Source organism: Ancylobacter novellus DSM 506, from assembly GCF_000092925.1.
Classification (GTDB): domain Bacteria; phylum Pseudomonadota; class Alphaproteobacteria; order Rhizobiales; family Xanthobacteraceae; genus Ancylobacter; species Ancylobacter novellus.
Genome location: NC_014217.1, coordinates 1,152,285 through 1,171,343, shown reverse-complemented (window position 1 = coordinate 1,171,343; position 19,059 = coordinate 1,152,285). Strand labels below are relative to the sequence as shown.

15 protein-coding genes and 1 pseudogene are annotated in these 19,059 nt (G+C 66.7%); 7 read left to right on the top strand and 9 right to left on the bottom strand.

What is annotated here, in order from left to right:
• Positions 1-191: 191 nt before the first annotated feature.
• The 3 genes from SNOV_RS05665 to SNOV_RS05655 all read left to right on the top strand — a co-directional run bounded on the left by SNOV_RS05665 (position 192) and on the right by SNOV_RS05655 (position 2,127).
• Positions 192-764: a hypothetical protein gene (locus SNOV_RS05665; protein ID WP_013165955.1), complete on the top strand. Its 573-nt coding sequence runs from the start codon at positions 192-194 to the stop codon at positions 762-764.
• Positions 765-808: 44 nt separating this feature from the next.
• A complete protein-coding gene (locus SNOV_RS05660) occupies positions 809-1,762 on the top strand; it encodes an amidohydrolase family protein (RefSeq protein WP_013165954.1) in 954 nt (317 codons plus the stop codon).
• A gap of 119 nt (positions 1,763-1,881) precedes the next feature.
• The gene (locus SNOV_RS05655; RefSeq protein ID WP_013165953.1) at positions 1,882-2,127 is read left to right on the top strand and encodes a hypothetical protein; all 246 of its coding nucleotides are present in this window, start codon (positions 1,882-1,884) and stop codon (positions 2,125-2,127) included.
• A gap of 314 nt (positions 2,128-2,441) precedes the next feature.
• Here the strand turns inward: SNOV_RS05655 and SNOV_RS05650 are convergent.
• Positions 2,442-3,507 (bottom strand): annotated as a pseudogene (locus tag SNOV_RS05650) (ornithine cyclodeaminase).
• A 1-nt stretch (position 3,508) separates the two neighbouring features.
• Positions 3,509-4,426 carry an arginase gene (gene rocF, locus SNOV_RS05645; RefSeq protein WP_013165952.1) on the bottom strand — a complete coding sequence of 306 codons (918 nt, stop codon included), beginning with the start codon at positions 4,424-4,426 and terminating at the stop codon, positions 3,509-3,511.
• Positions 4,427-4,554: 128 nt separating this feature from the next.
• Here rocF and SNOV_RS05640 point away from each other — a divergent pair, with 128 nt between their 5' ends.
• Both SNOV_RS05640 and SNOV_RS05635 read left to right on the top strand, forming a co-directional pair.
• Positions 4,555-4,992 carry an Lrp/AsnC family transcriptional regulator gene (locus SNOV_RS05640; protein ID WP_041782922.1) on the top strand — a complete coding sequence of 146 codons (438 nt, stop codon included), beginning with the start codon at positions 4,555-4,557 and terminating at the stop codon, positions 4,990-4,992.
• A gap of 197 nt (positions 4,993-5,189) precedes the next feature.
• Positions 5,190-5,603, top strand: a complete 414-nt coding sequence (locus tag SNOV_RS05635; protein WP_013165950.1) for a GFA family protein — start codon at positions 5,190-5,192, stop codon at positions 5,601-5,603.
• Positions 5,604-5,814: 211 nt separating this feature from the next.
• On the opposite strand, the gene SNOV_RS05630 is transcribed toward SNOV_RS05635, so the two are convergent.
• From SNOV_RS05630 to SNOV_RS05620, 3 genes are all read right to left on the bottom strand, one after another.
• Complete coding sequence (locus SNOV_RS05630) at positions 5,815-6,030, bottom strand: cold-shock protein (protein ID WP_013165949.1); 216 nt, start codon at positions 6,028-6,030, stop codon at positions 5,815-5,817.
• Between the two features lie 290 nt (positions 6,031-6,320).
• The gene (locus tag SNOV_RS05625; protein ID WP_013165948.1) at positions 6,321-6,533 is read right to left on the bottom strand and encodes a cold-shock protein; all 213 of its coding nucleotides are present in this window, start codon (positions 6,531-6,533) and stop codon (positions 6,321-6,323) included.
• Positions 6,534-6,837: 304 nt separating this feature from the next.
• Positions 6,838-9,117, bottom strand: a complete 2,280-nt coding sequence (locus SNOV_RS05620) for an NADP-dependent malic enzyme (RefSeq protein WP_013165947.1) — start codon at positions 9,115-9,117, stop codon at positions 6,838-6,840.
• A 161-nt stretch (positions 9,118-9,278) separates the two neighbouring features.
• On the opposite strand from SNOV_RS05620, the gene SNOV_RS05615 reads away from it, so the two are divergent.
• On the top strand, positions 9,279-11,267 hold the full coding sequence (locus SNOV_RS05615; protein WP_013165946.1) for a hypothetical protein: 1,989 nt from the start codon (positions 9,279-9,281) through the stop codon (positions 11,265-11,267).
• A 282-nt stretch (positions 11,268-11,549) separates the two neighbouring features.
• On the opposite strand, the gene aspS is transcribed toward SNOV_RS05615, so the two are convergent.
• Positions 11,550-13,322 (bottom strand): aspartate--tRNA ligase, encoded by a 1,773-nt coding sequence (gene aspS / locus SNOV_RS05610; RefSeq protein ID WP_013165945.1) that lies wholly within the window; start codon positions 13,320-13,322, stop codon positions 11,550-11,552.
• Between the two features lie 137 nt (positions 13,323-13,459).
• Positions 13,460-13,930, bottom strand: coding sequence for a DUF992 domain-containing protein (locus SNOV_RS05605; RefSeq protein WP_013165944.1), 471 nt, complete (start codon positions 13,928-13,930; stop codon positions 13,460-13,462).
• A 141-nt stretch (positions 13,931-14,071) separates the two neighbouring features.
• Between SNOV_RS05605 and rnd the strand changes: the two genes are divergently transcribed.
• The gene (rnd, locus tag SNOV_RS05600) at positions 14,072-15,229 is read left to right on the top strand and encodes a ribonuclease D (RefSeq protein WP_013165943.1); all 1,158 of its coding nucleotides are present in this window, start codon (positions 14,072-14,074) and stop codon (positions 15,227-15,229) included.
• Between the two features lie 4 nt (positions 15,230-15,233).
• Here rnd and SNOV_RS05595 read toward each other — a convergent pair whose 3' ends face one another.
• Together SNOV_RS05595 and SNOV_RS05590 are read right to left on the bottom strand one after the other, a co-directional pair.
• Positions 15,234-16,739 (bottom strand): Ppx/GppA phosphatase family protein, encoded by a 1,506-nt coding sequence (locus tag SNOV_RS05595; RefSeq protein ID WP_013165942.1) that lies wholly within the window; start codon positions 16,737-16,739, stop codon positions 15,234-15,236.
• Positions 16,740-16,755: 16 nt separating this feature from the next.
• Positions 16,756-19,056: an RNA degradosome polyphosphate kinase gene (locus tag SNOV_RS05590; RefSeq protein WP_013165941.1), complete on the bottom strand. Its 2,301-nt coding sequence runs from the start codon at positions 19,054-19,056 to the stop codon at positions 16,756-16,758.
• Positions 19,057-19,059: the final 3 nt, after the last annotated feature.

Genomic DNA, 19,059 nt, shown 5'->3' with positions numbered 1-19,059 from the left:
CGAATTCCAAGTGCTCACGACGATTGCGCGGCGAATGTCGGGGCGACTGGCAAAGTCCCGAGCTATCGCCGCCGACGACCAGGCCATGAACGCCCTGTAGCTTCGTCACGCTTCGAGGCAACCCGGCGGTTGCTGTTATTTTTCCATGCTGCCGGTAATCTAAAATCATAAATGGAACGGGGAGCTTTCCGATGCGCTGGATGATGTTGGGGTTTGCACTGGCGATTTCAGGCATGGCGGCGGCTACCGGCTTCGTGCAAGAGGCGACGGCAAAGAACTATCTTTGCAACCAGCAATTTGCGCTTTGCACCTCGGCCCCCTGCGTCCCGCAGCCCGGCAATTCGAATGTCTCGATCTGCGTTTGCGACGTCCAGGAGGGACCGAATCTCGCAACCGTCGAATGTGACACGGTCAAGCCGAGTACTGACGCGGAGGGGGTTCGCACGGTCTACTCGCAGTTCGCGCTCACGCAGTTCGAAGGCGGCAAGAAGGCGCTGAAGTGCGAAAGCGGAACGCCCTGGTCGCAGTGCCTCAACAAGATCTGCACAGTCGATCCCGCCAATCCCGACAAGGCGATCTGCGCCTGCGACGTGGTGCGCACCGGCGAATGGCAGACGGCCGGCGGCAATTGCGACACGGCGACGTGCAAGACCGCCTACTGGTCGGGGGCTCTCCTGGCCGATTCCAGAAGCAATGCCGAATTCATGATGGAGCAGCTCAAGATCGCGAAGTCACCGGCAGAGGCTTGCCCCGTACCCAAGTAATCATCCCGGTTGCAAGAAGCCCTCATACGAGCTGGGAAGCGGGTATGCGCAAGATCGCCCTCGAAGAGCACTTCACGACGCCAGAGCTCGCCGGAAAGTACGTGGCCAGGCCGACACAGAGCGACGCGCTCTTTGCCGATATCGAACGTCGTCTGGCCGATTTCGACGAGTTGCGGCTCGAAATGATGGATCGGGCCGAGATAGATCTTATGGTGCTTTCGGTCACCACGCCGGGGGTTCAGGGCGTACGCGACACCGGAGAGGCGATCCGGCTCGCCCGCGGCGCCAACGACTTCCTCGCACGCGAGGTGCAAAAACGACCGAGCCGCTACGCCGGCTTCGCTCATCTCGCGATGCAGGACGCCGAGGCGGCCGCTACGGAGCTCGAGCGAGCTGTCAGGGAACTCGGGTTCCGAGGCGCGCTCATCAATGGCCAGACCAACGGGCATTATCTCGATGAGGACCAGTACGCGCCGTTCTGGGAGCGCGTGCAGGAGCTGGATGTCCCGGTCTATCTGCATCCCGGCAACATGGCCGACAGTCCGGCGATGTTTGCACACCGCCCGGAATTGGGCGGCCCTATCTGGGCCTGGACCGCGGAAACCGCGGCACATGCGTTGCGGCTCGTCTTCGGCGGCACCTTCACGCGCTTTCCTGGAGCGAAAGTCATTCTTGGCCACATGGGCGAGACCCTCCCCTTCCTTCTGTGGCGCCTCGACAGCCGGAGGGAATTCGACCTCGGAGAGAAGCTCGCGCCGGATGCGCTTCCATCGGCGATCATCAAACGCAACATTGCCGTCACCACCTCCGGGGTGTGCGACCCGGCACCGCTCGTGGCGGCTCTTCAGGCGCTGAGCGACGACAACGTGATGTTCTCGGTCGACTATCCCTATGAGGATCCGCAGCTGGCCTCAAAATTCATCGAGACCGCCCCGATCGGCGAGGAAACGCGCGCCAAGGTTTGCCACGGCAATGCCGAGCGATTGCTGGGCCTTTAGGTTGGCGGGGCAACGTGCACAACTGCCCAGAGGAACAGAAGCAAAACGCGCGGCGTTCCTCCCACCAAAGCCGCCCCGACGTGCCACGTCGATGAAATTGGGGCGGATGGGAGGACAGAATGCCGACGATCCGTGAACTTCTGTTGGTAATCGATATCGAGCTTGAGGAGTACGCTCACCTCGTCTCGATGGCACGCAATCCCGCGCTCACCTCGAAGGAGCGGCGCAACCTGATCAGCGTTTCGCAGGCGACGTGGCGGCGCCTGGAAGCGGCGCATCGGGATCTGGAGAACAGCTTGATCGTTCCCGCGAATGACAGCCGCGCGAGACGCACGCCGCCTCGTTCCGAGCTAGTGACCCGCTGATCGAGACCGGAAGCCGCGCGGCCGCCGCCTCCTCTTCCCTCGTGGGCTGGCAATGCTGCCGAGCTTGCGGATGATGCTTCTCAGATAATTGGCGGACATGGCGAGCCTTCCGGCACGGCGGAAGCGCTCGCTCTCCCAACCACCGGAGCCCATTGGCCTCGTTCCGGCGACTCTTCCATAACTAGCGTCCGGATCGTCGGCGGGAAGATAGCGGCGACTGTGAACGAGGGCGGTGACTGGCAGCTCAACCGCTTCTGCCGGCGATGCCGGACATCGCGCAGGTCGCCGTGGAGTTCCCCTCTCCGCAGCCGGTGTCAGAGGCCGTCGCGTGGGTCGTTGGCGCGCACAGCGGCGTGCCTCAGCAGCATGCCGAACAGATCGCGCGGCTCGTCAGGGTCTGCCAGCAGATCGAGCCTGTCATAGAAGTTGGTCGATCGGATCTTGTCGCGCACGTAGCGCAGGGCCGAGAAATCCTCGATCGCGAAGCCGACCGAGTCGAACACGGTGATCTGCCCTTCGTCCCGGCGCCCGGCCGGAAATGACCTGCCACAGCTCGGTGACCGGGTGGTCGGCCGCCAGTTGCTGGATCTCGCCCTCGATCCGCGTCTGCGGCGGATACTCCACGAAAATCTCGGCCCGCATGAGGATGTCGCGGTGCAGTTCCGTCTTGCCGGGACAGTCGCCGCCGACGGCGTTGATGTGGACGCCCGCCCCGACCATGTTGTCGGTCAGGATCATGGCATGCTGCTTGTCCGCCGTGACCGTAGTGATCACCTGCGCCCCCTCGATGGCCTCCTGAGGCGAGCGGCAGATCGCGACGTCGAAGCCATAGGCAGCAAGGTTGGCGGCGCATCGGCGCGGGGCCGACGCGTCGATGTCGAACAGCCTGAGCCTGTCGATGCCAAGCAGGGCCTTGAACGCCATCGCCTGGAATTCCGACTGCGCACCGTTGCCGATGATCGCCATGCAGGAAGCCCCGGCAGGCGCCAAGTATCGCGCGGCAACGGCCGACATGGCTGCGGTGCGCAGGGCCGTCAGAATGGTCATTTCCGTAAGCAGCATTGGATAGCCGCTGCCGACATCGGCAAGAACGCCGAAGGCGGTCACGGTCTGGCGGCCGCTGCGCGTGTTGAGCGGATGGCCGTTGACATATTTGAAGCCGTAAAGCTCGCCATCGCTGGTCGGCATCAGTTCGATCACGCCGTTGCTGCTGTGCGACGCGACGCGCGGCGTCTTGTCGAAGAGGGGCCAGCGGCGGAAATCCTCTTCGATGTACGCGGCGAGCTCGACCAGAAAGCGTTCCATGCCGACATGCAGCACCAGCGTCATCATGTGTTCGACGCTGACGAAAGGGACGATATTCAGGGCGGGGTTCTTCATCTCAATAGCTCCGCGTGGGCCGGTCCATGATGCGGCGGCCCATGAGGCTCGCGACGAGGTCGACCATCAGGGTTGCGGTACGCCCGCGCTCGTCGAGAAAGGGATTGAGCTCGACCAGGTCGAGGCTGGCGACGCGACCGCTGTCGTGCAGCATCTCCATGACGAGGTGCGCTTCGCGGAACGTCGCGCCGCCGGGGACGGTGGTGCCGACGGCGGGGGCGATGGAAGGGTCGAGAAAATCGACGTCGAGGCTGACGTGCAGCAGGCCCTCCTCCGCGCTCACCCGCCCGAGGAAATCGCGCAGCAGCGGGGCGATGCCGTGCTCGTCTATGGCGCGCATGTCGTGCAGGGTCACGCCCGCCTCATCGACTGCGATGCGTTCCGCCGGATCGATGCTGCGAACCCCGAAGGCGCAGACGCGGGTCGGCTCCACCCGGGCGGCGAGCGGCGGGAAACAGCCCTCGAAGCCCGGCTGGCCGGTGGCATAGGCGAGCGGCACACCGTGCAGATTGCCGCTCGTCGAACTATCGAGCGTATGGAAATCGGTGTGCGCATCCAGCCAGAGCACGAAGAGCGGCCGCCGGGATTCCGCCGCACGCCGCGCCACGCCGGCCAGCGTACCGGCGGAGATGCTGTGATCGCCGCCGAGGAAGATCGGCATCGCGGCGTCGCTCGCGCGATAGGCGGCCTCGGCGAGCGCGGCCGTCCATCCCGCGATCTCCGGCAGGGATTTCAGGCGGGGATTGGGATGAGAGGCGGGTACGGGCGTCGACGCCAGCCTGCCGAGATCGTCCACGGTGTGACCGAGTTCGCGCAACGCCTCCACCAGTCCGGCGACGCGCAGCGCGCTCGGGCCCATCTCGCATCCCTTGCGCCCGGCGCCGTCCTGAACGGGCGCCCCTAAAATCCTGCAGTGCATTCGCTCCCTCCGATTCGGCCGGGTCGATAAGAGCGTAATGCGGCGGCACTTCCCACACCCAGAATTGGCAAGTCAGCTACCGCGCTTTATCATTTCGATAGGCATGAGGGATCGAAGTGGACGTTCGCTTGGACGAATTGGACGAGAGATTGATCACCTTGCTTCGGCAGAACGCCCGGCGGAGCATTTCCGACCTCGCCGGCGATCTCGGCGTTTCCCGCGCGACGGTACGCGTTCGCCTCGAACGGCTGGAGCGTAGCGGCCAGGTCGTGGGCTACACGGTCGTCCTGCGTGCGGACGCCGTCGACCAGCCCGTCCGCGGCATCACGATGATCGGGATCGAAGGGCGCGTGACCGACGGGGTGATCCGGGCTCTCGGAGGCCTGCCCGACGTTACCGCGATCCACACGACCAATGGCCGCTGGGACCTGATCGTGGAGCTGGGCACCGCAACTCTGGCCGACCTCGACGCGGTGTTGCGCCGGATCCGCCTGATCCCCGGCGTAAACAACAGCGAAACGAGCCTTCTGCTGGCGACACCGCGCAGTGCGCGGGCAAGGCTGTGACGCGTTTTCTTAAATGCAAGCCATATCAATATGTTATTGGCGTGCGTGACCGAGATTCAGTAACGCGTCAAGAGGGGTGTTCAGCCCAGCCTTCGACGGACTAGGATGGACAGCAACGGCCGGGTTCGCCCGGCCGTTATCGTTTCCGGACCACGGGGTCGGCCCGGAATGCGATCCGACGGCAAGGGGAGGAACCGATGGAGAAGGATCAGGGCGCCGGCAATGGCTCCGGCGGCAACGGAAAATCGGAAGCGGCGACGGCACAGAGATTCACCGGCGGCTGCCATTGCGGGGCGGTGCGCTTCGAGGCGAGCCTCGATCTGTCGCACACCGTCGCCTGCAACTGCTCGATCTGCTCGACCAAGGGGCTGATCCTCGCCTTCACGCCGGTGGAGAGCTTCACCCTCGCCTCCGGCGACACGCAGCTGCGCGAATACCGCTTCAACCGGCACGTCATCAGCCATCTGTTCTGCGAGACCTGCGGCGTGCAGGCTTTCTCACGCGCCACGACGCCGGAGGGCAAGGCGATGGTGGCGGTGAATGTGCGCGCGCTCGAGGGCGTCGATCCCGCGACTCTCACGCCCTCCCCCTTCGACGGGCGGTCCGCGTAGAGCATTTCCCGATCAGATGGAATCATCTGATCGAAGAGGAATTGCTCCAGTCTATTGAATCTAGAGCACTTTCTTATCGTTCGGATGTTCCATCCGAACGGAAAGGGCTCTAGACGGGCAGCCGGCCGCGCGCGGACATGAAAAAGCCGCTGACCCGGCGGGGTCAGCGGCTTTCCATTCTGTGCGAAGGCCGCAGCCTCCGGGACGGCTATCAGCCGACGCGCAGGTTGACCGCGGAGGTCTTGCCCGAACGCTGGTCGGTCTGCAGCTCGAAGGACACCTTCTCGCCGTCGCGCAGGCCCTGCAGGCCCGAACGCTGGACCGCGCTGATATGGACGAACACGTCCTTGCCCGCGCCATCCGGCTGGATGAAGCCGTAGCCCTTCTGGTCGTTGAACCACTTAACGGTGCCGGTCTGGGTAGACATAGTCGGTAGTCTCTCGCATCGATGTTGCACATTCAGCGGGGACACGTCCCCGCCGCTGGGTCGAATTTGGAAGAAGAGCTGAACGTGCACCCGCGCGTGACAGGTGAAACGGCCCAGAGTCCAGCCAAAGTCTGGGGCAGGAGACTAGCGCCTGCCGCCGTCTTTGCAAGGGGCGCCGATGGTATAAGTCGGCCACTCAAAGCAGAAATGTCGCCGTTTCGCGAAGGAACGGCGACATTGTATTCAATCAAAACGGACAGAACAGTCCGCTCTCGCAGTCGAGCCGGCCGTTACAGCGGGCGCAGGTTGACCGCCGAGGTCTTGCCCGAACGCTGGTCCGTCTGCAGCTCGAAGGAGATCTTCTCGCCGTCGCGCAGGCCCTGCAGGCCCGAGCGCTGCACCGCGCTGATGTGGACAAACACGTCCTTGCCGCCGCTGTCGGGCTGGATGAAGCCGTAGCCCTTCTGCTCGTTGAACCACTTAACCGTGCCGGTATCCGCCATTAGATAAGAACCTTCGAGACCCAGGATGTGACAGCCGGCGAGCCCGTGGACCCGCCGATTCCAGCCGACTTTTGGGAAGAAGCTGCTCGCCCAAGGGGCGGCCCAGTCATTCGGCCAAACTCGTGCTGCGCACAGCTTGGTCAAGAATGTGGCAATTCCACGGCAACAATGGCCACAATTCGATCACGATACTCGGAAGTCATCTTCGGTTCCGTTGCGGCACGGGGTTTTGCGCCGCCGCCTCCGCCCACCGGAAAAATTAAGGCGGGCGGCGGCACTGTGGCGAAGGCGCGGCGCGCGGGCGTCAGGCGCCCTGCGCCTCGACGACGGCGATGGCGGTCATGTTCACGACGCCGCGCGCCGTCACCGACGGGGTGAGGACGTGCGCCGGCCGCTTCGTGCCGAGCAGGATCGGCCCGACGGGAAGCGCATCGCCGAACACCTTCACCATCTGGTAGGCGATGTTGGCGGCGTCGAGATTGGGCATGACCAATATGTTGGCGACGCCCTGCAGCCGCGAGCCGGGCAGCACGCGCTCGCGCATCTCCGGCACCAGCGCGCTGTCCCCTTCCATCTCGCCGTCGACCATCAAGTCGGGCGCGCGCTCCAGCAGCAGGTCGAGCGTGTGGCGCATCTTCTTGGCGCTGTCGTCGTCGCGGCTGCCGAAATCGGAATGCGAGAGCAGCGCAACCTTCGGTTCGATGCCGAAGCGGCGCACATGCGCGCTCGCGAGCTGCGCCATCTCGGCGAGATCTTCGGCGGTGGGGTCGGGGGTCACCTGAGTATCGCAGAGGAAGAAGGCGCCCTTCTGCGTCAGCAGCATGGACAGCGCCGCAACGTCACGCACGCCGGGGCAGATGCCGATGATGGTGCGGATGTGGCGCAGATGCCGGATGAAGCGTCCCTCGACGCCGCACAGCATGGTATCGGCATCGCCCCGCACCACGGCGAGCGCCGCGATCACGGTGGGGGTGGTGCGCACCAGCGTGCGGGCGAGCTCCGGCGTGATGCCGCGGCGCCCGGAAATATCGACATAGGTCTGCACATAGTCGCGGTAGCGGGGATCGTCCTCGGGATTGATGAGGTCGAACTCGCGGCCCGGCCGGATCGACAGGCCGAAGCGCTCGAGCCGCGTCTCGATCACCGACGGACGGCCGATGAGGATCGGACGGGCGAGCCCCTCCTCCACCACCACCTGGGCGGCGCGCAGGATGCGCTCATCCTCGCCCTCGGCATAGATGACGCGCTTCGGCGCCTGCTTGGCGAGCGCGAAGATCGGCTTCATCACCAGGCCGGAGCGGAACACGAACCGGTCGAGCTGCTCCTGATAAGCGTCGAAATCAGCGATCGGCCGGTTGGCGACGCCCGATTCCATAGCCGCCTTGGCGACCGCCGGGGCGATGCGCAGGATCAGGCGCGGATCGAAGGGCGAGGGAATGAGCGAGTTCGGCCCGAACACCGGCGTCTCGCCGCCATAGGCGCGGGCGACGACGTCGGAAGGCGTCTCGCGCGACAGGCCGGCGATGGCGTGCACCGCGGCGATCTTCATCTCCTCGTTGATGGTGGTCGCGCCCGCATCGAGCGCGCCACGGAAGATGAAGGGGAAGCACAGGACGTTGTTGACCTGGTTCGGGAAGTCCGAGCGGCCGGTGCAGATCATGGCGTCGGGCCGCGCCTCGCGGGCGAGGTCGGGCATGATCTCCGGCGTCGGATTGGCCAGCGCCATGATCAGCGGGCGCTCGCCCATGGACTTCAGCATTTCGGGCTTGAGCACGCCGCCGGCGGAAAGGCCGATGAAGATGTCGGCGCCGACGATGGCCTCGGCGAGCGTGCGCTTATCGGTCGGCTGCGCGAAGGCCGCCTTGTAGGGGTCCATCAAGACGTTGCGGTCGGTATAGACCACGCCTTCGATGTCGGTGACCCAGATGTTCTCGCGCTTGGCGCCCATCGACACCAGGAGGTTCAGCGTGGCGATCGCCGCCGCGCCGGCACCGGAAGTGACGATCTTCACGTCCTCCAGCTTCTTGTCGCCGAGGAACAGTGCGTTGACGATGGCCGCCGCGACGATGATCGCCGTGCCGTGCTGGTCGTCATGGAACACCGGGATGTTCATCACCTCGCGCAGCCGGGTCTCGATCTCGAAACACTCGGGCGACTTGATGTCTTCGAGGTTGATGCCGCCGAAGGTCGGCTCCAGAGCCGCCACCACGTTCACCACATGGTCGGGCTCGAGCGCGTTGATCTCGATGTCGAAAACGTCGATGCCGGCGAACTTCTTGAACAGGACCGCCTTGCCTTCCATCACCGGCTTGGAGGCTTCCGGCCCGATATTGCCGAGGCCGAGCACGGCGGTGCCGTTCGACACGACGGCGACGAGGTTCTGGCGGGCGGTGAGTTCGCCGACGAGCGGCTTGTCGGCGGCGATCGCCTCGCAAACGGCGGCAACGCCGGGGGTGTAGGCAAGGGCCAGATCGCGCTGATTGGCGAGCGGTTTGGTCGGCTGGATCTCCAGCTTCCCCGGACGCGGCAGACGGTGGTAGACCAGCGCGCCCGAGCGCAGATCATCGGAAATATACGAGGCCATGACATTCCCTTCCCGGAGTGCCGGCGGAGCATAGGGATTCTCGCCCGCGGCACAACGCCTTTCCCATTTTGTAATGCCCGCCTTCCGGCGGTGGTTTATTGTGCCCTCCCAGGCGGTGCGGCTCTGTCGGCCGCCCCTCGTCCTTCTCAGGTCGGACCCGTATGCGCAAGACATTCGTCGTTGCTTTCGTCGCTCTCCTTGTCGCCGGTGTCGGCGGCTACTTCGGCTTCAACCTCCTCGTCGGCCATCTCGCGCGCAGCCATGTCGAGGCGGTGCTCGCCAACCTCAGGGCGAACGGCATGGAGGCCCAGGCCGGCGAGGTCGATTACGACGTGTTCGAGGGGCGCTTCGAGATGCACGACCTCGCCGTTGCCGCGCCGGGTCAGGGATCGCTGAAGATCGCCTCCTTCCTCGCCACCGGGGTGGAGCGCCCCTCGCCGAGCCGCGTCTTCGCCAAGCATGTGGCGATCCAGGGCATCGCCTTCGACGGGCCGCTGCCGCTGGCCCCGGCCATCGAGGCCAGCTACCGCGCGCCGCGTCTCGACATCGCCGCGCTGGAGATGCCGGCGGAGGTGCCGGGCGGGGGCACGGCGTGGCAGGTGGCACTTGGCTTCTTCGAGAAGGTTAACGCCGACCGGATCATCATTCCCGAATCCACCGTCTCCACCCGTTCGGGGGCCGGCGATTCCTGCATCGAGACGGACGTGATCCATGGCGCCGTCGGCCTGGAGCGTCTGGCGGACGGCCGCTTCGCCACCGCCGGCATGGAGCCCTCGCGCTTCACCATCGGCGGCGCGCCGACGAATGCCGGGCACGGCTCGCTCGGCCGCATCAGCGCCGAGGGCATCGATGTCGGCGCCATGCTGCTGATGCTCGATCCCGAGCGCCGGCAGGCGGTGGACGAGTTCCGCACCGTCTACGGTGCGATCTCGGTCGACGGCTACGAGGTCGTCACCGATGCCGGCCTGCGCCAGAGCTGGCGTTCGCTGACGGTGCGCGACGTCGCCATCCGGCCCTCGGTCATCCCGGCCGAGGAACTGCTGGAGATGGGCCGCCGCATTCAGGAGTTGGCGTCGCGCGACGAGAATCCCTCGCCTGAGGAGACCGCCGAGCTCATGCGCGCCATGGCCGGCCTCTATGACGGTCTGAATATCGCCTCCATCACCTTCGACGGCATGGAGGGCACCGAGCCGGACGGCAGCAAGGCCACCCTCGCCTCGCTGCAGGCCGGCCCGCTCGATTCCGGCCGCCTCGAAAAGCTGTCGCTGGAACGGCTGGAGGGCACGGAGGCGGACGGCAAGCCGTTCCGCGTCGAGCGGCTGCTGATCGGCGGGCTGCGGCCCGGCGCCATGATGGAGGTGGCAGCGGGGCTGACCACCGATCCGCGCTCCCTCGTCGGCTGGCCGGCGCCGCTGTTCAGCATGGTCGGCACGGTCGAGCTCGACGATGCCGAGGCGCCGACCGGCAGCGGCGAGCCGTTGACGGTCGACAAGCTGGCGGTCTCCTGGACCGGCGAGACCGACGCCCTGCCGACGAGCCTCTCCGCCACGCTGCGCATGACCGGCCCGACCACCGCCGTCGACCCGGGCAACACCGCCTTCGCGCTGGTGCCGGACCAGATGAAGCGGGTCAATGTCGCGATGGACGTGAACGCCCGCTGGAACGAGGCCGAGCGCACTGCCACGCTCGACCCGTTCTACCTCGAAGTGTCGGATGCCTTCGCCGTCTCGGCCAAGCTGTCGCTGAACGACGTCGACGATTCCGTCTTCTCGCCGCAGCCCGACGAGGCGCTGGCCGGCGCCGGCGCGGTCAATCTCGGCTCGCTGGACATCACCGTCACCGATTCCGGCCTCTACGAGCAGAAGCTCGAAGAGGCGGCGCGGGAACAGGGCATCAAGCCGGAGGAGATCCGCCAGCTCTTTGCCGGCTTCGCCGAACTGCTGCTGTCGCAAACCGTGGCCGACCGGCCCGAGCTCGGCCCCGCCGTGCAGGCCTTCGTCGGCTTCATCCAGCAGCCGATGAGTACGCTCGCCTTGCGCATCACCCCGCGCGCCGAGCCGCTGCCGCTGATGATGATCCTCGAGGCGCTGCAGAGCGACGATCCGCTCGGCATCGTCGACGAGGTCGACGTGAAGGTGCTGGAGAAGTAGCGAGGGGAGATTCTGCCACTTTCCCTCATCCCCGGGCTTGACCCGGGGACCCAGGTGACCGGGCGCGCCCAGTCACTGGGTGGCCGGAACTCGGGCCCGCCCGAGTTCCTTATCGAGGCGGCCGAAGTCGGCAACAGCTGACTTCGGGGTCAGGCCCGGCCATGAGGGTCATCAGGTGGGAGCCGTCATCCCGGAATTGCCAGAGGCAATATCCGGGATCGCTCTCAGTTGGCGGCGCGCGATCCCGGCTCTCGCTGCGCTCGGCCGGGATGACGAAAGCCCTCACTTCTCCTGGATGTTCGTGCGGATGTGCAGCTCGCGCAGCTGCTTGGGGCTGGCCTCGTTCGGCGCGCCCATGAGCAGGTCGAGCGCCTGCTGGTTCATCGGGAAGATCGAAATCTCGCGCAGGTTCGTGGTGCCACAGAGCAGCATTACGATGCGGTCGACGCCGGCCGCCATGCCGCCATGCGGCGGCGCGCCGTACTGGAAGGCGCGGTAGAGACCGCCGAAGCGCTCGACCACTTCCTGCTCGTCATAGCCGGCCAGTTCGAACGCCTTCACCATCGCCTCGGGGCGGTGGTTGCGGATGCCGCCGGAGGCGATCTCGTAGCCGTTGCAGGCGATGTCGTACTGGAACGCCTTGATGGTCAGCGGGTCCTGCCCGTTCAGCGCGTCGAGCCCGCCCTGCGGCATCGAGAAGGGGTTGTGCGAGAAGTCGATCTTCTTCTCGTCCTCGCTCCACTCGTAGAAGGGGAAGTCGACGATCCAGGCCAGCTCGAAGCGGTCATGATCGACGAGGTTCAGCTCCTCGCCCACCTTGGTGCGGGCGGCGCCAGCGAACTTCACGAACTTCGCCGGGTCGCCAGCGACGAAGAAGGCGGCATCGCCCTCCTTCAGGCCGAGCTGGTCGCGGATCGCGGCGGTGCGCTCCGGGCCGATATTGTTGGCGATCGGGCCGGCGCCCTCCCCGCCTTCGCGCCACATGATGTAGCCGAGCCCCGGCTGGCCTTCGCCCTGCGCCCAGGAGTTCATGCGGTCGCAGAAGGCTCTGCTGCCGCCGGTCGGGCCGGGAATCGCCCAGACGCGGTTCTGCTCGGCTTCCAGCAGCCGCGCGAACACCTTGAAGCCCGAGCCGCGGAAATGCTCGGAGACGTCCTGCATCTCGATGGGGTTGCGCAGGTCCGGCTTGTCGGTGCCGTATTTCTGCATCGACACGGCATAGGGGATGCGCGGCCAGTTCTTGGTCACCGGCTTGCCGTCGGCGAACTCCTCGAACACGCCGGTGATCACCGGCTCGACCGCGGCGAACACGTCCTCCTGCTCGACGAAGCTCATCTCCAGGTCGAGCTGGTAAAACTCGCCCGGCAGGCGGTCGGCGCGCGGGTCCTCGTCGCGGAAGCAGGGCGCGATCTGGAAGTAGCGGTCGAAGCCGCTCATCATGATCAGCTGCTTGTACTGCTGCGGCGCCTGCGGCAGGGCGTAGAACTTGCCCGGATGCAGGCGGCTCGGCACCAGGAAGTCGCGCGCGCCCTCCGGTGAGGAAGCGGTGAGGATCGGCGTCTGGAATTCGAAGAAGCCCTGCCCCTTCATGCGCCGGCGCATGGCGTCGATGATGGCGCCGCGGGTCATGATGTTCTTGTGCAGCTTCTCGCGGCGCAGGTCGAGGAAGCGGTAGCGCAGCCGCGTCTCCTCCGGGTACTCGACATCGCCGAACACAGGCAGCGGCAGCTCGGCAGCGGCGCCCAGCACCTCGATCTCGGTGGCGTAGACCTCGACCTGGCCGGTGGGCAGCTCGGGATTCTCGGTGCCGGCCGGGCGCAGGCGCACGCGGCCGTCGACGCGGATCACCCATTCCGCGCGCACGGTCTCGGCCAGCTTGAAGGCCGGGCTGTCGGGATCGACGACGACCTGCATCAGCCCGTAATGGTCGCGCAGGTCGATGAACAGCACGCCGCCATGATCGCGGATGCGGTGGCACCAGCCGGAGAGCCGCGCGGTGGTGCCGACATCGCTTGCGCGAAGGGCTCCACAGGTATGCGAGCGATAGCGGTGCATGACGTAATCCCGAAAAATTGGCCGCCATCCTTGGCGGAGACACGAAAACACCCCTCGCGTGGGGCGCGCGGAGGGGTGCATGTCGGGCTCGGCTTTGTCAAGGACGGCGGGCCTTGAAGGCCCGTCGCCGGCGCCGCTCAGGGCGCGTAGTTCAGCGTCAGTTCGGCGACGCCCAGCGCCAGCGAGGCGCCGACGCTGCCCTCGACCGAGAGCGGATTGAGCGCGAAGGAGCGGTCGGTGCCGACCAGCGCATTGGCGCCGACGCCGACGCCGAGCGCCACGTCGCCCGACACGCCGGCATATTTGCCGGCCAGCGCGCCCGGCGCGACATTCTTCGACACGGAGGCGACGCCCCAGGTCATCATGCCCGCGCCGGTGGCGCCGAGATCGAGGCCCACGCGCTGGATCACGCCAGTATAGGTCGAGATCGGACCGTCGGTCGGCTTGAAGGTGCAGTTCAGAGGCTGTTTGGATTCCACCACCATGCCGATGCTGGAGCCGACGCTGCACACCAGCACGCCGACGGTGACGCGGTCGGCGGCGTGGGCCGGCACGGCCGCGCCGGCGGCAAACGCGACGGCGGCGAGAGCAAGGATCGTCTTGTTCATGAAAGGGGTCCCCTTGGGAGGTCGGTGAGGTCGGCGTTCGAATCGCTCGGTCCCAGGCCGGCGGCAGGTAACACTTGCCGACGATTGCGGCACGATTCTGGGTCGTATCGGCGGCTCGACTCCGATATGTAACAATTCAGCATGGACATGATCACGACCACCGACACCCTGAGTGCGGCCTGCGAACGGCTGGCCCGCCACCCCTTCATCACCGTCGACACCGAATTCCTGCGCGAGACCACCTTCTGGCCGAAGCTGTGCGTGGTGCAGCTCGCCAGCGTCGAGGAAGCGATCGTGGTCGACGCCGTGGCCGACGGCATCGATCTCGCCCCCTTCTTCGCGTTGATGTCGGACGAGAAGGTGCTGAAGGTCTTCCATGCCGGCCGGCAGGACATCGAGATCGTCTGGCACCTCGCCGGCATCATCCCGCACCCGGTGTTCGACACACAGGTCGCCGCCATGGTGCTCGGCCATGGCGATTCCATCTCCTACGACCAGCTCGTGCAGCGCATCACCGGCGAGGTGCTCGACAAGTCGCTGCGCTTCACCGACTGGTCGCGGCGCCCACTCTCGGCGGCGCAGATCGCCTATGCCGAGGCCGACGTCACCCATCTGCGCGACGTCTTCCTCAAGCTGGACGCGGACCTCAAGAAGCGCGGCCGCGCCGACTGGGTCGGCGAGGAGATGGCGGTGCTCACCTCGCCCGACACCTACCGGCAGGAGCCGGAGCGGGCCTGGGAACGGCTGCGCTCGCGCGCCCGCAAGCCGAAGGACCTCGCCGTGCTGATGGAGGTCGCCGCCTGGCGCGAACGCGAGGCGCAGTCGCGCGACACGCCGCGCTCGCGCATCCTCAAGGACGACGTGATCGGCGAGATCGCCTCCCAGCACCCGACCACCGCCGAGCGGCTCGGCCAGTTGCGCTCGATCCCCAAGGGCTTCGAGCGCTCCCGCGCCGGCGAGCAGATCGTCGAGGCGGTGAAGGCAGGCCTTGCCCGCGACCCGAAGACCCTGCCGCGCATCGAGCGCGACAAGCCGCTCTCCAATGGCGCCTCGGCGACGGTCGAGCTGCTCAAGGTGCTGCTGCGCATGACCTCCGAGCAGCACGGCGTCGCCGCCAAGGTCATCGCCACGGTGGACGAGTTGGAGCGCATCGCCTCGGAGGACGAGCCGGATGTGCCGGCGCTGCATGGCTGGCGGCGCGAATTGTTCGGCGAGCGGGCATTGGCGCTGAAGTCCGGCCACCTGGCGCTGGCCATGCAGCGCGGGCGCGTCATCGCGCTCGACCGGCCGGCGGGCTAGCCGCTCAGTTCGTCACGATCGCCGACTCGCGTCCGATCAGCCGGCCCAGCGTGCGCAGCCGGTTGACGACGCGGTCGCCACCGAGCGGGGCGAGATCGCCCTTGAGATGCAGCGCCACCTTGCCGCGTTCGACGAGAAGCGGCGTCTGCGGCAGCGTGCCGGGCATGGCGGCGGAGAGGATGTAGCCGACCCGCATCGCCGCGCCGAGAATGCGGGCACGGTCGAGAAAGCGGGCCGAGACCAGCTCGCGGATGCGCGGGGAGAGGTCCTCGTCGATCAGCCCGACATGGCGATAGTAGATCGCCAGCGCCAAGAAGGCGCGGCCGGGATGGTCGACGCCGATGAAGGCGGCATGGGCGATCAGGTTGAGGCTCTGCTCGCCGCGATAATCGGGATGCGCCCGCCAGCTTATGTCCGACAGCAGGCAGGCCGCGTGGCGCAGCCGCTTCTCCTCGGCGCTCTCGTCGATGCCGGTCGAATGCATGAAGCGGTCGGTCCACTCGACCAGCTCCCAGCCATGCTCCGGCGAGCGCGAACGCACCTCGTTGAGCTCGGTGGTGGCGGTGATCAGCGGGTCGGACTTCTTCTCGTCGTCGGTCAGCAGCTCGAACAGCCGGCCCTCGCGCACGCCCTGCGCCGAGAGATAGATGTTTGCCGGCTTGCCGATGCGGATGATGTGCTCCAGCACCAGCGCGCCATAGGCGAGCAGCGGCCGGCGCACGTCGGAGACGGTGTCGATGCGCGAGAGCGTGTCGACCGGCACGCGGCGCACGAGCCGGCAGAACTCCAGCGCCTCCTTGGCGGGGATGACGTAGCCGTGCATCACATGCAGCGGGTAGCCGCGCTGGAACATGTGCAGCCGGAACAGCGCGCGCCAGGTGCCGCCGACGGCGTAGAAGGTGCGGCCCTTCAGATGCTCCAGGTGTGTCTCCTTGGAGAGCAGCTCCTTGACGATCTTCTCGGCCTTCTTCAGCGAGCGGCCGGACGTGTCCTGCAAGGCGAGGCCGCCGAGCGGGAAGGTCACGCCGGCACCGATGCGGTGGCCATGCAGGTCGGCGAGTTCCAGCGACCCGCCGCCCAGATCGCCGACCACGCCATTGGCGTGGTGCACGCCGGAGATGATGCCGAGGCCGGAGAGCTGCGCCTCGCGCTTGCCGGAGAGCAGCTCGACCTCGGTGCGGCAGATCTCCGAGCAGGCGGCGACGAACTCCGCCCCGTTGGAGGCGTCGCGCGCGGCGGCGGTGGCGAGCACGATCAGCCGGCCGACGCCCATGCGGTCGCAGAGCACGCGGAAGCGGCGCAGCGTGGCGAGCGCCTTCTCCACCGCATCGGGATTGAGCCGGCCGGTGGTCGCCACCTCGCGGCCGAGGCCGCAGGACGCCTTCTCGTTGAAGATCGGCGTCGGGCTGCGCGACAGCCGTTCATAGACGACGAGGCGCACCGAGTTCGAGCCGATGTCGATGACGGCGATAGGCGCGCCTGCGACCAGGCCGTGGCCTGCCTCCCACATGTTCGGGCTCATGCGTTCACGCGCGATCGCGGCGGCGGAGGAGGTTGCGCGGCGACGATTCCTTGAGCGACTTGCCACGTCCCGACAGGCTCGGATTGGTCATGAAGTAGAGCTGGGCGTTGAATTTCTCTTCGCCCTCCCCCGGCACTATGCGTTGCGAGGAACCGTCCGGCAACACGCGCCAGCTCTGCTGGTTGTCCTGCAGGTTGGCAACCATGATCTGATCGAGAATCTGCATATGCACCGTGGGGTTGGTGATCGGGCACAGCGCTTCGACGCGGCGGTCGAGGTTGCGCGGCATCAGGTCGGCCGAGGAGATGTAGAGCGCCGCGCCCGCATGCGGCAGGCCGTGGCCGTTGCCGAAGGCATAGATGCGCCCATGCTCCAGGAAGCGGCCGACGATCGACTTGACGCGGATGTTCTCCGACAGGCCCGGCACGCCCGGCCGCAGGCAGCATATGCCGCGCACCACGATGTCGATCGGCACGCCGTTCTGGCTGGCGCGGTAGAGCGCGTCGATGATGGTCGGGTCGACCAGCGAGTTCATCTTCAGCCAGATCGCCGCCGGCCTGCCGGCCTTGGCGAAGGCGATCTCGGCGTCGATGTGCTCGAGGATGCGCTTCTTCAGCGTCAGCGGGGCGATGGACATCGCCTCCAGCTCCGCCGGCTCGGCATAGCCGGTGATGAAGTTGAAGATATGCGCCACGTCGCGCCCGATCACCGGATCGGCGGTGAAGAAGGACAGGTCGGTGTAGATGCGCGCCGTGATCGGGTGGTAGTTGCCGGTGCCGACATGGCAGTAGCTGGCGAGCTGCCCGCCCTCGCGGCGCACGACGAGCGACAGCTTGGCGTGGGTCTTCAGCTCCAGGAAGCCGAACACCACCTGCACGCCGGCGCGTTCCAGGTCGCGCGCCCAGCGTATGTTCGCCTCCTCGTCGAAGCGCGCCTTCAGCTCCACCAGCGCCGTGACCGACTTGCCGGCCTCGGCGGCTTCCGCCAGCGCCTTGACGATCGGGCTGTCGGAGGAGGTGCGGTAGAGCGTCTGCTTGATGGCGACGACGTTCGGGTCGCGCGCTGCCTGGCGCAGGAACTGCACCACCGCGTCGAAGGATTCGTAGGGGTGGTGGATGACGAGGTCCTTGGCGCGGATGGCGGCGAAGGAATCGCCGGCATGGTCGCGGAAGCGCTCGGGGAAGCGCGGATTGTAGGGCTTGAACTTGAGGTCCGGCCGGTCGATGCCGACAAGCTGGCTGAACTCGTTGAGCGCCAGCACGCCGTCGACGAGGAAGATCTCGTCCTCGCTCACGCCGAGCTCGCGGGCGACGAAATTGCGCAGCTCCTCCGGCATGGAGGCATCGATCTCGAGGCGGATCACCTGGCCGAGACGCCGGCGCTTCAGCGCGGTCTCGAACTGGCGCATCAGGTCCTCGGCCTCTTCCTCCACTTCGAGGTCGCTGTCGCGGATGATGCGGAAACCGCCCTGCCCCTTCACCTGATAGCCCGGGAACAGCCGGCCGATGAACAGGCTGATCATCTGCTCGAGGGTGATGAAGCGCTGCACGCCGCTCTCGCCGTCCGGCAGGCGGATGAAGCGGTCGATCTTCGCCGGCACGCGGATGAGCGCGTTCATCGCCCGCCCGTCATGGATGCGCGCGAGGTGCAGCGCCAGCGAGAAGCCGAGATTGGGGATGAAGGGGAACGGGTGCGCCGGATCGATGGCGAGCGGGGTGAGCACGGGGAAGACGTGGCTCAGGAAGAAATCGTCGAGCACCGAGCGGTCGGCCTTGTCGACGTCGGCGCCATCGACCAGCACGATGCCGCCCGCCACCAGCTCCGTGCGCAGCTCGTGCCAGCGCGCCTGCTGGTCCTCGGCCAGCACCGCGGTCGCGGTGCCGATGAGCGGCAGCTGCTCGGCGGCGGTCAGCCCGTCCGGACTCCTGCCACCGAAACCTTCGCGCACCTGCTCCTTCAGGCCGGCGACGCGGACCATGAAGAACTCGTCGAGATTGTTGGCGGAGATGGAGAGGAAGCGCAGCTGCTCCAGCAGCGGGTGCTCGCGGTTGGAGGCCTCCTCCAGCACGCGCCGGTTGAACTCCAGCCAGGACAGCTCGCGGTTGATGAAGCGCTCCGGCGCGTTCATCAGCTCGTCCTCGAGCGGCTTGGTGGTGACGGGCTCGTGCACCGGTGGCTCGCCAAGCTCGGCGTCTGCCACCAGCTGTGTCTCGGTTTCTGCCACTATAGCCACCGGGTCCTTCTTGCGGCTCACGCGCTTCGACCGGCGGGAAGGTCGCCGGGCATTGTGAAGGCTGGATGACATGAT